The 15026-nt window shown below is 39.6% G+C and carries 13 protein-coding genes and 2 tRNA genes; 9 read left to right on the top strand and 6 right to left on the bottom strand.

The genetic code is table 11. From position 1 onward, the window contains the following. Positions 1-84 precede the first annotated feature (84 nt). From PSE60_RS04265 to lpxL, 3 genes are all read left to right on the top strand, one after another. Positions 85-172 (top strand) — tRNA-Ser (locus PSE60_RS04265). Between the two features lie 5 nt (positions 173-177). Next, positions 178-253 (top strand) — tRNA-Thr (locus PSE60_RS04270). A 734-nt stretch (positions 254-987) separates the two neighbouring features. Beyond that, positions 988-1911 carry an LpxL/LpxP family Kdo(2)-lipid IV(A) lauroyl/palmitoleoyl acyltransferase gene (gene lpxL, locus PSE60_RS04275; RefSeq protein WP_272664649.1) on the top strand — a complete coding sequence of 308 codons (924 nt, stop codon included), beginning with the start codon at positions 988-990 and terminating at the stop codon, positions 1909-1911. A 538-nt stretch (positions 1912-2449) separates the two neighbouring features. Here the strand turns inward: lpxL and gltP are convergent. After that, positions 2450-3757 carry a glutamate/aspartate:proton symporter GltP gene (gene gltP, locus PSE60_RS04280; RefSeq protein WP_272664650.1) on the bottom strand — a complete coding sequence of 436 codons (1308 nt, stop codon included), beginning with the start codon at positions 3755-3757 and terminating at the stop codon, positions 2450-2452. Positions 3758-4321: 564 nt separating this feature from the next. Then, positions 4322-4984 (bottom strand): GntR family transcriptional regulator, encoded by a 663-nt coding sequence (locus tag PSE60_RS04285; protein WP_272664651.1) that lies wholly within the window; start codon positions 4982-4984, stop codon positions 4322-4324. Positions 4985-5389: 405 nt separating this feature from the next. Between PSE60_RS04285 and PSE60_RS04290 the strand changes: the two genes are divergently transcribed. The 5 genes from PSE60_RS04290 to PSE60_RS04310 are packed head-to-tail and all read left to right on the top strand — an operon-like array spanning position 5390 to position 11568. Beyond that, positions 5390-6631, top strand: a complete 1242-nt coding sequence (locus tag PSE60_RS04290) for an NRAMP family divalent metal transporter (RefSeq protein WP_004912166.1) — start codon at positions 5390-5392, stop codon at positions 6629-6631. Between the two features lie 14 nt (positions 6632-6645). Continuing rightward, on the top strand, positions 6646-7425 hold the full coding sequence (locus PSE60_RS04295) for a LamB/YcsF family protein (protein ID WP_272664652.1): 780 nt from the start codon (positions 6646-6648) through the stop codon (positions 7423-7425). Further along, positions 7422-8228: a putative hydro-lyase gene (locus PSE60_RS04300; RefSeq protein WP_272664653.1), complete on the top strand. Its 807-nt coding sequence runs from the start codon at positions 7422-7424 to the stop codon at positions 8226-8228. The genes PSE60_RS04295 and PSE60_RS04300 overlap by 4 nt, the downstream gene beginning before the upstream one ends. Before the next feature lie 9 nt (positions 8229-8237). Continuing rightward, entirely contained in the window at positions 8238-9842 is a 1605-nt protein-coding gene (locus PSE60_RS04305; RefSeq protein WP_272664654.1) for a 5-oxoprolinase/urea amidolyase family protein, read from the top strand. Then, complete coding sequence (locus tag PSE60_RS04310) at positions 9829-11568, top strand: acetyl/propionyl/methylcrotonyl-CoA carboxylase subunit alpha (RefSeq protein WP_272664655.1); 1740 nt, start codon at positions 9829-9831, stop codon at positions 11566-11568. Before PSE60_RS04305 ends, PSE60_RS04310 begins: the two co-directional genes overlap by 14 nt. 41 nt (positions 11569-11609) lie before the next feature. Here the strand turns inward: PSE60_RS04310 and PSE60_RS04315 are convergent, their stop codons facing one another. Continuing rightward, positions 11610-11879 carry a hypothetical protein gene (locus PSE60_RS04315; RefSeq protein WP_210839778.1) on the bottom strand — a complete coding sequence of 90 codons (270 nt, stop codon included), beginning with the start codon at positions 11877-11879 and terminating at the stop codon, positions 11610-11612. Positions 11880-12281: 402 nt separating this feature from the next. Here PSE60_RS04315 and PSE60_RS04320 point away from each other — a divergent pair, with 402 nt between their 5' ends. Further along, entirely contained in the window at positions 12282-12824 is a 543-nt protein-coding gene (locus PSE60_RS04320) for a DUF924 family protein (protein WP_272664656.1), read from the top strand. Between the two features lie 58 nt (positions 12825-12882). On the opposite strand, the gene PSE60_RS04325 is transcribed toward PSE60_RS04320, so the two are convergent. The 3 genes from PSE60_RS04325 to PSE60_RS04335 form a co-directional block, all read right to left on the bottom strand. Next, positions 12883-13476 carry a TorD/DmsD family molecular chaperone gene (locus tag PSE60_RS04325; protein ID WP_272664657.1) on the bottom strand — a complete coding sequence of 198 codons (594 nt, stop codon included), beginning with the start codon at positions 13474-13476 and terminating at the stop codon, positions 12883-12885. Positions 13477-13626: 150 nt separating this feature from the next. After that, positions 13627-14403, bottom strand: coding sequence for a dimethyl sulfoxide reductase anchor subunit family protein (locus PSE60_RS04330; protein WP_210839766.1), 777 nt, complete (start codon positions 14401-14403; stop codon positions 13627-13629). A 1-nt stretch (position 14404) separates the two neighbouring features. Then, complete coding sequence (locus PSE60_RS04335) at positions 14405-15022, bottom strand: DMSO/selenate family reductase complex B subunit (RefSeq protein ID WP_110731999.1); 618 nt, start codon at positions 15020-15022, stop codon at positions 14405-14407. Positions 15023-15026 lie beyond the last annotated feature (4 nt).

Genomic DNA, 15026 nt, shown 5'->3' on the forward strand with positions numbered 1-15026 from the left:
ATTAGCCAAACGAAGTAAAAAAATCAATTTTTTTACTTTCAGGGGTAGACAAGTTGCAGGGATTCCTCCATAATCGCGCCCCATGGAGAGATGGCCGAGCGGTCGAAGGCAGCGGTCTTGAAAACCGCCGATGGGAAACCATCCTAGAGTTCGAATCTCTATCTCTCCGCCATATTCGCCGGCTTAGCTCAGTTGGTAGAGCAACTGACTTGTAATCAGTAGGTCACCAGTTCGACTCCGGTAGCCGGCACCAAATAAGAACCCGTTACATTTCATAGATGTAGCGGGTTTTTTCTTGCTTATAATTCATGTCACTTTACCCCTTCTAGTTGTTAATAAACACATTGAGAACATCACCACTCAAATGATTTTAAAACAATGAGAAAGTAGATATGGCTGAGATGAGATTAAAATCTCAGATGGATATTCGGGTTAACGGCAGAATTGGTGAGGAGAATGGTGAGAGGTGCTTGTGGCATTCCTATGAGAGGAGGAGCTATCCACTCTATAAGTGACTACAATCTTAGGCTAATTTACTGATGCTTATTTTTCCCATAGTAGTCTATGGTTGGTGGCATGAAGTTGCTAAGAATAGCGACTAAATTGACAAATATAAGCAAAATAATCCGTAAAATGACAAAAATGCATATTAATAATGAGATTAATTAACCCATATATGTGATAATTTTGTCAGTTCATTACTGTTTAAGTGATTACGTTTTTAGTTTAATCGGCGTATCGTTCTGAAGAGGAAAAAGAAACCCGACAGAACTTCTGGTTAATTAGCATACTAAAAATCAAATATTGCTTAATAGTTTTGAAAAGGTTATCCGACCGTTATCTACTTAAGTAGAAGGTGAATTTTAAGGATATTCAGCTAGTTGTGGGTGAAAACCCATTTTGTTGTAGTAATCATGTTGAATTTAAAAGACTAAATATTGTCTAAAATAGCGTGCATTCTGCAAAGGCGAAGTATTGGGAGATATAATGTACGCCAAAAACCCATTTTCACTGAAATTGGTCCATCCGAAGTACTTAGTCACATGGATGGGGGTTTTTATCTTATTTTTATTGGTTCAATTACCTTATAAATGGCAGATATCGTTAGGTGCTTTTTTAGGCATCAATTCACGGTATTTTATTAAAAGAAGAGTATCAATAATTAAACGAAATTTAGAGTTATGTTTTCCGGACAAAAATAAAAATGAAATAGATATTCTGGTAAATGATAATCTAAAATCTTTGGGGATCGCTTTATTTGAGACTGGAATTGCCTGGTTTTGGAGTGATAAAAGAGTTAAAAAGCTCTTTCAAGTAAAAGGAATGTCTAATTATTTAGATGCGATAGCGAAAAGCAAAGGTGTGATAATTGTTGGGGTTCATTTTATGTCACTTGAGTTAGGTGGCCGGATTATGGGCCTTTGTTTCCCTGTTAATGCAATGTATCGGCCGCATAATAATAAAGCGATGGAGTATATTCAAACAAAGGGACGGTGTCGTTCTGGTAAAGGAATGATTGACCGTAAAAATTTGAAATTTATGGTTCAAGAGTTAAAAAATGGTAAGTCCATATGGTTCGCACCCGACCAAGATTTTGGACGAAAAGGGACGATATTTGCGCCATTTTTTTCTGTCAAAAATAGTTCCACTTCAAAGGGAACATCAATACTTGCTCAATTATCTAAATCACCGACACTCACAGTAACATTATTGAGAAATAAGAGCGGTGTTAATTATGATTTGATACTGGGAAAAGAAATATCTGGGTACCCAAGTTGTAATGCATTACAGGATGCAACAGTAATTAACGCGGTTTTAGAGACGGAAATTATGAAAGCGCCAGAACAATATCTTTGGGCTCACCGACGGTTTAAAACTAGGCCGGAAGGGGAAGTGTCACTTTATAGTTAGCCTTATATTTATCTATAGCAGTAAAGGCAATCGTAATTAAAAGGAATTAGTTGGCTTTCTACTGATAACTCTTTTGTATTATAGTTCTTTTAGATTCATAATATAAAACGAGATAAATGAATGTTTTATCTCGTTTTAATCATAAATTATTGTATTGTTTAGTAAGGGGTTTTTCGTTAGAACCAGCTGTGTAGCATAAAATATGATAATGAAAATATAAAAATTACCATTAGGTGTTGGAGTACTTTTAAAAACAAAAGAAATCTTCTTATTTGATTCATTGTTTCCTGCTTTGGCTAACAAAAAGTGCAGCTAATTAAAAGTCTTATTCAGTGTAGTAACGCTAATTATAAAATACCAATTTTTATCAGAAATAATAAAAAAACGTGAAGTAGATTACACCTAATAAGTAAAAATAACTAAATAAATAAAAGCTAAAAATAACAAAACAATTGGATATTTACTGAGAAAAATAGAACCACCTTCAATAACGATATTAATCGAAGGCAATTCTATTATAGAGTTACTTTAGAATAAACTAAAAGCTTTTTTCATATTCTCGAGCTTTTTTATCGTCATAGTTATGTTCCCATTTGGCAATAACTAGAGCAGCTAGGGCATTACCTACCACATTAAGTGCCGTACGTGCCATATCTAGAATTCTGTCAACACCTGCGATGAAGGCTAACCCTTCTAATGGAATACCTACACTTCCTAGCGTGGCAAGAAGAACAACAAATGAAACACCTGGGACACCAGCAATACCTTTAGATGTGATCATAAGGGTAAATACTAAGATAAGTTCTTGCCCAATGGAGAGTTCGATACCATAAAGTTGGGCTATAAAAATAGCGGCAATACTTTGGTATAGTGTCGAGCCATCTAAGTTAAATGAATAACCAATTGGAATAACAAAGCTTGTTACAGACTTAGGCGCCCCATATTTTTCCATTTTATCCATAATACGAGGAAGTACGGTTTCAGAACTGGCTGTCGAATAAGCGAGTAATAATTCATCTTTCAATATTTTCATTAAAGTGAAAATATTTATTCGACAATAACGGGCAACTAATCCTAATACAACAACCGCAAAAAATATAATTGCACAGTGGACGAGTATAACCAGTTTCAATAAAGGAACTAATGATGAGAAACCAAAGTTAGCAACGGTAACGGATATTAATGCGAAAACTCCGATTGGAGCATACATCATAATCATGTTTGTTACGCGGAACATTGTTTCAGAGAAAGTTTGTAATACATTGAGCAATGGTTGTTTTTTTTCAGCAGGTAAAGAAGAAAGCCCTAAGCCAAATAATACAGCAAAAAAGATGACGGGTAGCATATCACCACTCGCCATCGCTGCGAAAATATTACTTGGGACTAAAGTGAGGATCGTATTAATGATCCCAGAAGGATGACTTTCAACTTCTTGAGTGGTCTTTTCATATTGTGAAATATCGACTTGAGTTAATTGCGACATGTCAATACCAACACCTGGTTGGAATATATTGGCAAAAGAGATACCGACGATAATGGCAATTGTAGTAATAATTTCAAAATAAAGGATAGTTTTAAAACCGAGAGAACCTAGTTGTTTGGTATTACCAACTCCTGCTATTCCAACAATTAGGGTCGATATTACAATAGGAACAACAATCATTTTGATTAACTGAATAAATATTTTTCCAGCCGGAGAAAGAATATTTAAAATCAACCAATCTTTGTACTCTGTATTATCATGTAAAAGCGCACCAGCAATAACGCCCAAAATAAGAGCAACCAATATTTGCCATCCTAGGCCAAATTTAAACGGTTTTTTTTTAGTCACTTGGTTTAATGTCATAATGAAATCTCTTTTTATATTAATAATTTTTATGTATGTCTTTTTATTTTCATAAATTTTATATCGAATATTCGAGAAAACTACAACTATTAACTCGATAAATTTGAGTAATTACAATGTGTAATTTATATCAATATGTTTATTTTGTTAAATTATAGGGTGATAATAACTTTTTATGTTAAATATTATGTATATGTGTGAATTTTTGGTGGATTTTGAAGGTAAATTAATATTTAAAGTAAATGGAGTAAATGTTTTAAAATTGTTAATGAAATGGTTTTTTGTGGTGCTTGTTTTTCGCCGATAAAACTAAATAGAGTAAAAAATAGCCACTAAAAGTTTTATTTTTATTGGAAAGGTTTCTGAATGTGATTTTATGTTTAAATCATTCTATTTAATTGGTTAACAAAAATTGAATTTAATCTAATAAAATTATGGCTAAATAATGAGGTATTATTAAAATATAAAAGTCATTACTACAAATGACTTCTCACTAAAATTTATGTAATGAGATTAGTAAGGAATAGAGGAATTAAATAATAGACAAATCAAACTTCAAATAACTCAAAGAGCAGATTGTTTCCGTTTAAGTGCAGCGAGTAATGTGCGTTCAGAAAGGTCTAAGTAATCCCGCAACATATTAGCCGCCTCTAAATTTTGGCCAGAATCTAATAAATTAAGAATAGAGTGGTTTTTATCAATATAGGGAGCATACAAAATTTTGGGGTCATTGAGGTGACCAAAGGCCAGTCGTAATTCAGCGGACACATTACGGTATAATTTAATTAAACGTTCGCTGTCGGATAACTCGACAATGGCAGTATGAAATTTCATATTTGCAGTACCTACACCTACCCAATTCTCTATCTTTTCATGCTCATGAGCTTCTTGAACAGCCTCTTTCATTTTATGAACAGATGGATGCAAGGCATATGCATGAGTTAATGCATCACACTCAATAAGTCGGCGAACTTGGTAGATATCGATAATGGCGGCCATATCAGGAACTGAGACAAATACACCCTTATTTGGGGCATAAGTTAATAAACCCTCCTGCGTAAGTACGCGAAATACTTCTCGCAATGTGTTTCGAGAGATATCGAGTTCTTCACTTAATGTTGTTTCAGATAAGCGCTGACCCGGCGTGATCTCCCCAACGGTTATCTTATAACGTATCACTTCTGCAATAGTGACAGATAAAGTTTGTGCAACAGGTTGTTTTTTCATAATAAAGGCTAACTTTAGTCTCAAGGGTAATAATTCGTTATATTCACATATTCAAGTTATAGCAGCAAGTTTCCTTTCTTTTTTACTTATCCCATTTCATATGTTTGCACAAAAATAGTGAAATTATAAATTTATCGCACCAACTTGGTGCGAACTAGTCGATAAGCAATATGCTTGTGCAGTGAAAATTGTTAAAAAAGTGATCTCGTCTTGATTTTTAAACGAGCAATTACGATTTTTATTGATTATTTATTCATCATTTAATACTAATTGTTCAACAATCCATTAAAGATGAATTAACAATATAGATAACAAGTAGAACAATGGCACGATAATTGCCTTAGTGATTGTGACATCAACAACTACATCAATAATTAAAACAATAACTATTAGAGGAGTATGCACATGGCCGCTCAAGAAAGTGCACCAACTACGGCTGAATATGTGAAAAGCCGCCGTTCATCACTGATAAGCGCAATTTTTTTAATGGCAACCTCTGCCATCGGGCCTGGGTTTATCACACAAACGGCTACTTTTACCGTGACATTAGGAGCCGCTTTTGCCTTCGGGATATTAGCGTCTATTGTGATTGACTTCATTGTTCAGCAGAACATATGGCGGGTTGTTACCCTGACTAAAATGCACTCATCCGAAATTGCAAATGCTACAATTCCTGGGAGTGGTTATTTACTTGCTATATTAGTTATTTTTGGCGGGTTAATCTTTAATATTGGCAATATTGCAGGCGCAGGGTTAGGGCTTAATGCCTTAGTTGGCTTAGACCCGAAATGGGGTGGTTTGATTAGCGCACTATTAGCCATTTATATTTTTTCCTCCCGTAAGGCCAGCACATTTATTGATAGGTTAATTATTGGATTAGGTGTAGTGATGATTGGCTTAACGTTATTTGTCGCTATTGCATCAAATCCGCCTGTTGGTGAGGCATTACGCCAAAGCGTACTACCTGACACGGTTGATTTTGCCATGATAACCACCATTGTTGGGGGCACTGTTGGGGGGTATATCTGTTATGCAGGCGCTCATCGTTTATTGGATAAAGGCGCAGTAGGTATTGAAAACATTAAAGTTGTTTCTAGCGCTGCGACAAAAGGTATCTTAGTTGTTGGCTTGATGCGCTACATTTTATTTTTGGCTATCTTAGGTGTAGTGGCAAGTGGTGTGACTATTGATATTTCTGGACATGCAGCTAACCCGGCATCGCAAGCATTTCAGGCAGCTGCGGGTAATTTTGGTTTACGTATCTTCGGTTTAATTCTATGGGCTGCAGCACTCACCAGTGTGATTGGTGCGGCGTATACCTCAATGAGCTTCTTAACGGCATTTAAGTCTTCTATCACAGAAAGGCAACGTAATGTCGCAACTATCATATTCATTGCAGTTTCTCTGATTGTCTATTTATTTATGGGAACAGCCCCTGCGGCATTATTGGTTTTTGCCGGTGGCTTCAATGGGCTAATTTTACCTATTGGTTTAACTTTATTTGTTTATATCGGCTGGAAACGCTCAGATTTAATGTCAGGTTACCATTATCCACGTTGGCTATTATGGTCTGGTGTTGTGACGTGTGCACTCACTTGGTATATGGGCGCAATGTCTGTCGGTGCAATCTTTAATTATCTGAAATAACTCAAGGAGAAGCCATGAGAAAGCAAATTGATTTAAATAGCGACCTTGGGGAGAGTTTTGGGCAATGGGAAATGGGGAACGATACCGCCATTCTTCCTGTTGTTAGTAGTGCCAATATTGCCTGCGGTTTTCATGCGGGCTCGCCAGAAGGGATATTAAAAACCCTTAAAGCAGCCAAGGAAAATGGTGTCGCTGTTGGTGCTCATGTTGGATATCCCGACTTAGTGGGATTTGGTCGACGTAATATGGATATTGCATCAAATGAATTAACAGCGGACGTGATTTATCAAATTGGTGCATTACAAGGGTTAGCAACCGCAGCAGGGACACAAGTTTTATATGTTAAACCCCATGGCGCACTGTATAACACGATTGCCCATGACCAACGCCAAGCAATGGCGGTGATTGATGCGATATTAGCCATTGATAAGCAGCTGATATTAGTCGCATTAGCGGGATCTCCATTAATTGAGTGGGCGAGAGAGTGTGGTTTAAATGTCGTCGCAGAAGCTTTTGCTGATCGAGCTTATAACAGCGATGGCACATTAGTATCTCGAAAATTAGCCGGCTCTGTATTACATGACCCACAGATAGTCGCAGACCGCATGTTACAACTAGTCATGGAGGGCGGTGTGATGTCAATTGATGGAAAATTTACACCTGTTGACGCGGGGTCAATTTGTGTTCATGGCGATAGCCCTGGCGCTCTTGAAATGGCAAAACAGGTGCGTAGCATACTAGAGAAACAAGGTATTGAAATTTATGGTTTTGCTCATAAAGGAGACCGCGAATGACACAGCTAATGAAGGCATCACTGCAGGCCATTGAAGCCGCTCGTCTTGCACGCCTTGCTATCCGCGAGGGGTATGACAAACCAACCGCAGGCCTTGCACCGGGTATGACTCAAGCCAATATGATTGCATTGCCACGTGATTGGGCATTTGACTTTTTATTATATGCTCAGCGTAATCCAAAGAGCTGCCCTGTTTTGGATGTATGCGAAGCAGGGAGTTGGCAAACTGTTTTGGCTGAAGGTGCTGATTTACGTACTGATATTCCACGTTACCGTGTGTGGGAAAATGGTCAGTTAACCACTGAAATTACGGATGCGACAGCGATTTATCAGCAACATCCTGATTTAGTGACTTTTTTAATTGGTTGCAGTTTTACTTTCGAAACACCAATGATTGAAGCCGGTATTGATGTACGGCATATCACCGATAAATCCAATGTTCCGATGTATAAAACCAATCGCCTTTGTCGCCCAGCAGGGCGTTTACAGGGGGAGCTAGTAGTTTCAATGCGACCAATACCTGCAAATCGAGTGGCGGATGCCGTGAGTATTACTGGCAGGTTTCCTGCAGTGCATGGCACGCCTGTTCATATTGGTGCACCAGAACAATTAGGTATTGTTGACATTATGCAACCTGACTTCGGTGATGCGGTTCGCATCGAAGAGGGCGAAATTCCCGTTTTTTGGGCTTGTGGCGTAACGCCCCAAGCTGCAGTGATGAAATCAGGGGTTCCCTTCGCATTAAGCCATGCACCTGGTTACATGTTTATTACGGATGTACCTGATGCCGCATATCATATATAGAGGTGCCAATTGAGATTTTTACCCGTCAATTTAAGTGCCTTTATGGTGGAGTTAGAAAGTCTTGAACAAACAATGGCATTGACTGATTCCTTAACAGAAATGCCAATTTATGGGATTGACGAAATTACGCCAGCAGCAAGGACGATTTTAATTCGCTATAACCCGATCAAGATTGATGTAAATGATTTGGTTGAAAAGATTTCGTTTAGGGATGTGTCAAGGATCGTCGGTAAGGCCAGCAAATTGGTCACTATCCCTGTTCATTATAATGGGGAGGATTTATCCGATGTTGCATTGCATTTAGGTATATCCACCGCTGAAGTTATACGTCGTCATACAGAAAATGAATTTCAGGTTGCATTTAGCGGTTTTGCCCCAGGTTTTGGTTACATGGTTTCGAAAGGCGCTAATTTGAATGTTCCAAGGCGTCAATCACCAAGGGTGCGTATTCCTGCGGGTTCTGTTGCATTAGCGGGAGAGTTTAGCAGTGTCTATCCACAAGCTAGCCCTGGCGGATGGCAGTTGATTGGTGTGACAGAGCTATTAATGTGGGATATCAATCGACCAGAACCTGCGTTAATTCAGGCAGGAACGCGGGTCAACTTTGTCGATGCAGCGAAAAGCCAGATTAGCTATAGCTTGCCAATTAAAGTAGAAATTGAAACTAAATCTGAGAGTGCCACTGCGGATTTAACTGTTTTAGCGACGGGGTTACAGGTTTTATTTCAAGATTTAGGGCGTATTGGCCAATCGGCATTAGGTATTTCAGAATCAGGCAGTATGGATAAATCGGCATTGCGTAGTGCAAACCGTATTGTGGGAAATGAATCAGACACCGCTGTTTTAGAGATAACACAAGGTGGGTTTAAGGCTCAAGCGCACAAAGATCTCATTGTTGCCGTGACTGGCGCGCCTTGTGTTATTGACGTTATCACGGCAGAACACGAACAATATCAAGTAAATACATATCAACCAATTCATTTAGTAAAAGGCGATACTATTAAATTAAGCCGCCCAAACAAAGGTGTACGTAGCTATTTTGCTGTGCGGGGTGGTTTTAATATAGAACCTATTTTATCAAGTTGCTCGTTTGATACATTAGCGCAAGTTGGTCCAGCCCCAATTGCAGCAGGTCAAACATTAACGGTTAATACTCATTCGTCTCCATTAGCTGTTTCATTGTTTGAAACACCTGCTTTTGATTATCCCGCTGAAAGCGACGTAGTGGTTTTGGATGTGGTATTGGGACCTCGAACGGATTGGTTTACAAAACAAGCCGTTGAGCAACTAACGAATCAATTATGGCAAGTCACTGCGTCATCAAACCGTATAGGCCTGCGCTTATTGAGTGAAAAACCGTTAGAGCGTGAACAATTACAGGAGCTACCGAGTGAAGGGACTTGCATTGGGGCAATTCAAGTGCCAGCAAATGGCCAGCCCGTTTTGTTTCTCAACGACCACCCTTTAACTGGCGGTTATCCCGTTATTGGCGCGGTATGTGAATACCATTTGGATTTAGCAGGGCAAATCCCGGTGAATGCCAAAATACGTTTTAATCCACTCGGTGAATTTAAAGCATTGCAAGGGAGCCATTGTGCTTATGAACATGAATAATAACAAAAACCATAAAGTATTGATTGCAAATCGAGGCGAAATCGCAGTTCGTATTATCCGTGCATGTCGTGATTACGGTTTTCAGTCTGTTGCCGTTTATGCGGATAGCGATATTGATGCACTCCACGTCAAAATGGCGGATGAAGCCTACGGGCTTGGAGGAAATTCCCCCACAGAGAGCTATTTGAATATTGAAAAGCTGATTAGTCTCGCTCAGCAATCGGGTTCGACGATGGTGCATCCAGGATATGGTTTTTTATCTGAACGGGCTGAGTTTGCACGTGCAGTTGAAGCCGCCGGGTTAATCTGGATTGGGCCTAGCGCAAACAGTATTGATATATTAGGAGATAAGGTTCAGGCTCGTCATATTGCAATGCAGGTCGGCGCACCGCTAGTGGTTGGCACAAAAGACCCGGTGAATAGCGCACAGGAAGTCCTCGAATTTGCCCATCAACATGGTTTACCTATTGCCATTAAGGCTGCGTTTGGTGGTGGAGGTAGAGGGTTAAAAGTCGCTTGGAAACTCCATGAAGTTGAAGAACTTTATCATTCGGCTGTACGTGAAGCGACCGCGGCATTTGGCCGTGGTGAATGCTTTATTGAACAATTCTTACACAACCCTCGGCACATTGAAGCACAAGTTATTGCGGATACGCATGGCAATGTGCTGGTAGTGGGAACTCGTGACTGTTCATTGCAGCGTCGTAATCAAAAACTGGTCGAAGAGTCGCCAGCGCCTTTTTTATCCGAAAGCCAACAACAACAAATTATTCAAGCCTCTACCGATATTTGCCGTAAAGCAGGTTATGTTGGAGCAGGAACCGTTGAATTTTTGTTAAGCCAAGATGGAACACTGTCATTTCTAGAAGTGAACACGCGCTTACAAGTTGAGCACCCAGTCACAGAGGAAACCGCAGGTATTGACTTAGTAATTGAGCAGTTACGAATTGCAGAAGGCTTACCTTTAAGTATTAAGGAGATGCCGATCCCACGAGGGCATGCTTTTGAATTTCGTATTAATGCTGAAGATGCTGGAAACGGGTTTTTACCGACCCCCGGCACTATTACCGTTTTTGATGCACCATCGGGGCCAGGAGTGCGTGTTGACAGTGGTGTAATGGCTGGAACAACAATACCGGGCACTTTTGATTCGTTAATGGCGAAATTAATTGTGGTGGGTCGTACTCGAGAGCAAGCTATTTCGCGTGCACGCCGTGCATTGGCTGAATTTACTATTGAAGGCGTTGCATCAGTTTTACCATTCCACCGTGCAGTAATAGAACAAGCTGATTTTTGTGATAATTTTAGTGTACATACGCGTTGGATAGAGACGGAATTTAATGTGGAAATTCCACCGGCAAAACGGCAAATTCCATTATCGGATCCTGAGATAACACGGACTTTCATTGAAATCGATGGAAAGCGTTGCGAGTTAGGTTTACCCACTCAATTGTTTTCTCGTTTTTCAGGTAATAACTCCGTAGCAGCCCATTCTGCGCCTCAGAAAGTTCACAATCCTGATGCGGTCAATGCCCCCATCTCTGGGATATTATTTAATTGGCTGATCCCTCAGGGAAATAATGTTTCAAAAGGGGATGTAATCGGTGTAATGGAAGCAATGAAAATGGAAGTGCAAATTGTTGCACACCGAGCCGGAACATTGAAACACGGAGCTATTAAAGGGGATTTTGTTGAAGCAGATAGCCCGATAGCTGAAATTATTTAATTTGGAGCCTGTTTAGTTTGAGCTAAAGGCGTTAGCTCAAACTAACGGGAAAGCCTTTCTGGCAATGTTCTGAGAGGGAGATGCGGTGCGGGTATGGCATGTTTCTCTTCAGCGGTCATCTCATTGCTATCGCGATAAACCTCACCACAGAGAAAATAGAGGTTCGGTCGCTTGGATTCTAGGTAGTTTTTTCGGCTAATACATTGTTCTTGTGTAAAAATAGTTTCAGTCACTGGTAACGCATCACATGAATCTGTGCCACAAGGGCTAACCCATAATGCCCAACCAATGAGTACCATATGTCCTGCCATTTACATTGCCTTCCTTAATAAGAACCAATATGAACCGCTGAAAGTAATGACTGTAAGTAACTATCTAATTCACATACGCATTATAGGTTAAATTCTAACATTGAGTTAACCAAATGTATGTATTTAGGCATGATGAATTCTCTCATGCACACTAAAAAGCAAATCTTTATAAATTAAAAAGTTGTGAATTATTATAAATAGAAAATAAATGATTTAATAATAAATAACGCGGAATATTGTTAAAATTACCTTGTCGATAATGAGTGTTTTTTTGGTGTTAGATCGCAAAAAACAAAATAATTATCTGCAATTAACCGATATTAGAGCTCAAGCCTGTCAATTAAGGCTATTTTTAACTAGGATTATGACAACCACTAATAAGAAAATAGATAGGAATAAATCATGAATGCCATGGAAGAAGTGCTTTCATTTTGGTTTGAGGAATCGACACCAAAACAATGGTTTGAAAAAAGCGCTAAATTTGATTTGACGATAGCACAACGGTTTGCGCATATTTGCGAACGTGCAGCTAAGGGAGAATTAGCTTATTGGCGGGCATCTATTCGTGGACGCTTAGCAGAAATTATTGTTCTAGACCAGTTTTCACGTAATTTATGGCGTGATACGCCAAGGTCTTTTGCCCAAGACACAATGGCTTTAGCATTAGCACAAGAGGCGATTAAGCAACATGATTATAATCTCCTGACATTATCACAGCGCAAGTTTGTTCTAATGCCATTTATGCACTCTGAATCGAGTTTTATTCATTTACAGGCAGTTGAGCTATTTCGCATGCTGGGTGACGACGGCACATTAGATTTTGAAATGCGACATAAAGCGATTATTGATAAATTTGGCCGCTATCCGCACCGTAATGAAATTTTAGGCCGTCCATCGACACAAGAAGAAATTGCATTTTTACAAGAGCCAAACTCTTCTTTTTAGGTTGAAACCAAATGAGCCCATATTTTGTTTAATAAACTCATTTGGTTTAGTCTTTTATTTAGCGGAATAATTCAGTATTGACTGGAGATAACGCTAATTCCAATTGAAGTGATTTAAGATAAATTTCAGTGAGTTGTGCAAGGGTAGGGTAAAAAGCAGTCTCTGTTTTGCTTTGCTGCACTAACTCTAAATAGCGGTATGCCCAAGGCAATAAATATTGTTCAAATAAAGTAATAATGGCGCTGTCGTCCTTTTGTTCCGCTAAAGCAGAAACGGCCATCATCATTAAGCCAAATTGGTCTTCTGGTTCCCGTAGCCCTGTATCAGTGACTAAGCCTTTCGTTTGCAAGAAATGGCGATAAGCCGATGTTGACTCACCCATAACCGTATTATCATGTTCTAAATACACTGAGCCCCATGGCGGAGCAGGCATACTGCCTTGTCCTTCGAATAAAATTGAATAATCATACGCAATATCATCAGGTTGTATTTTTGACAACAAAGTACAAATAGCCTGAATGTGCTCAGGGTTTTCCCAAGAATGTAATTGTGGTATTTCACCCAAGACAGGGTAGACGTTGCGTAAAGTATCCGATTGCGGAGGGTAGTAGAAAAACGCACCAAGGATGCGGATCATTGTAGTGTCAATCATATTATTTTATCCGTCTTATTTTGTGCTAAGCATGACATCATTATCTAATTTCCTGCAGTTATATTGATGCAGGGTGGTGTTGGGTTTCTAAACAAAGAACCCCAAAAGGAGTTCTTTGATAGGTCATCTTAACACAGCAACAACAAAGGGTTACATGGTGATTTGCCACAGATTATAGAATGCGATACGGCCAGCAAGTTCAGCTAATAATACTGCGGCAGCACAAGTCGCTAATGTCGCTTTTGGCGCGCGGTGCTTTAACGCCATACCAACGAATGCAGCTAAAGCAATGGCTAAGACAACGACTTGGAAGCCCCAGAAGCCAGTTTGTTCGTTGCTAAGAGCTGGACCAGTTTCGGTTAAGAAAGCTTGGTAACCAGCACGGCTAGCAAAAATAGCGAAAGTACCCATTAAGAATGAAGCAATACCTAGGCCACGAGCACCGATTGCAATGGCGAGTGCACCGCCTCCGACTAACATTGTCATCCACATTTGTAGCGTGGTGTAACCGGTGTTCCAGTTAGCAATAGTGGCGATGTTGTATACCTGAGGTATTGACCAAACAAATGCAAGTCCTGACACTACCGCGGCAATATTAGCTAGTTCACGTAATAACGTATGTTTGAAAAACAAAGTAAAAAATAACGTTGCAGCAGCGCATCCAACAAAAACGCCACTCAAGAACGCTTCATTACTCATTGGCGAACGGCCTACACCCAATAGCATATTAAAAAAGCGTAGTGGTTGGCCAACGTGCAACCCACCAATACCTAAACCTATTATCATAATAATAAAGGCTACGATATTGGCAGTTTTTAACTGTTTATCGTCAATAGAACCCATTCTACGGCTGATATAAGCGAGTAAGAAAAGCCCAGCAGCTGACTGTCCTAAGACGGTGAAAAAAACGAGTGGTAATTCATGCATCTTATACCTCCGCAGGGTTCTTTAATTCGCCACTTTTATCGCCAAATGGCTTCGCGTCTTTATGTGGTTTGATAACAATATTTGGGTTCGTCAGGCTTGGGTCTGGCATTGGCGCAATACCACACTCTGTGCCGTGTAATTCACGAAGAACATTAATATCATCAAAATCTAAAGCACGCTGCGGGCAAGATTCAACACAAACAGGCTTCATCCCTTTTGCGACACGCTCATAACAGCCGTCGCATTTACTCATCAGTTTTTTCTTCTCATCAAATTGTGGTGCGCCATACGGGCAGCGCAACTCACAATAACGACAACCAACACAAATAGATTGGTCAACCACGACTAAACCATCTTCTTCACGTTTATGCATTGCACCAGTTGGGCAACCTGCGACACAAGTCGGGTTTGAGCAATGGTTACATGAAATAGAAAGATAGTAATTAAAGACGTTTTGTTGCCAAATACCATCTTGTTTTTGCCAACTACCGCCTCCAAACTCGTAGACTCGACGGAATTTTGGACCTAAATCTAAATCTTTTTCATCCTTACAACTGACTTGACACGTTTTACAGCCAGTGCATTTTGTGGAGTCAAAGTAAAAGCCATATTGTTTCATCATT

This window comes from Providencia sp. PROV174, assembly GCF_028480685.1.
In the GTDB taxonomy this organism is placed as follows: Bacteria; Pseudomonadota; Gammaproteobacteria; order Enterobacterales; family Enterobacteriaceae; genus Providencia; species Providencia rettgeri.

What these genes read in the sequence shown, in the direction of transcription:
- PSE60_RS04325 (WP_272664657.1), bottom strand. Translation starts at nt 13,476, where the DNA reads ATGATTGACACTACAATGATCCGCATCCTTGGTGCGTTTTTCTACTAC.
- PSE60_RS04330 (WP_210839766.1), bottom strand. Translation starts at nt 14,403, where the DNA reads ATGCATGAATTACCACTCGTTTTTTTCACCGTCTTAGGACAGTCAGCT.
- lpxL (WP_272664649.1), top strand. Translation starts at nt 988, where the DNA reads ATGTACGCCAAAAACCCATTTTCACTGAAATTGGTCCATCCGAAGTAC.
- PSE60_RS04320 (WP_272664656.1), top strand. Translation starts at nt 12,282, where the DNA reads ATGAATGCCATGGAAGAAGTGCTTTCATTTTGGTTTGAGGAATCGACA.
- gltP (WP_272664650.1), bottom strand. Translation starts at nt 3,757, where the DNA reads ATGACATTAAACCAAGTGACTAAAAAAAAACCGTTTAAATTTGGCCTA.
- PSE60_RS04310 (WP_272664655.1), top strand. Translation starts at nt 9,829, where the DNA reads ATGAACATGAATAATAACAAAAACCATAAAGTATTGATTGCAAATCGA.
- PSE60_RS04295 (WP_272664652.1), top strand. Translation starts at nt 6,646, where the DNA reads ATGAGAAAGCAAATTGATTTAAATAGCGACCTTGGGGAGAGTTTTGGG.
- PSE60_RS04300 (WP_272664653.1), top strand. Translation starts at nt 7,422, where the DNA reads ATGACACAGCTAATGAAGGCATCACTGCAGGCCATTGAAGCCGCTCGT.
- PSE60_RS04290 (WP_004912166.1), top strand. Translation starts at nt 5,390, where the DNA reads ATGGCCGCTCAAGAAAGTGCACCAACTACGGCTGAATATGTGAAAAGC.
- PSE60_RS04315 (WP_210839778.1), bottom strand. Translation starts at nt 11,879, where the DNA reads ATGGCAGGACATATGGTACTCATTGGTTGGGCATTATGGGTTAGCCCT.
- PSE60_RS04285 (WP_272664651.1), bottom strand. Translation starts at nt 4,984, where the DNA reads ATGAAAAAACAACCTGTTGCACAAACTTTATCTGTCACTATTGCAGAA.
- PSE60_RS04335 (WP_110731999.1), bottom strand. Translation starts at nt 15,022, where the DNA reads ATGAAACAATATGGCTTTTACTTTGACTCCACAAAATGCACTGGCTGT.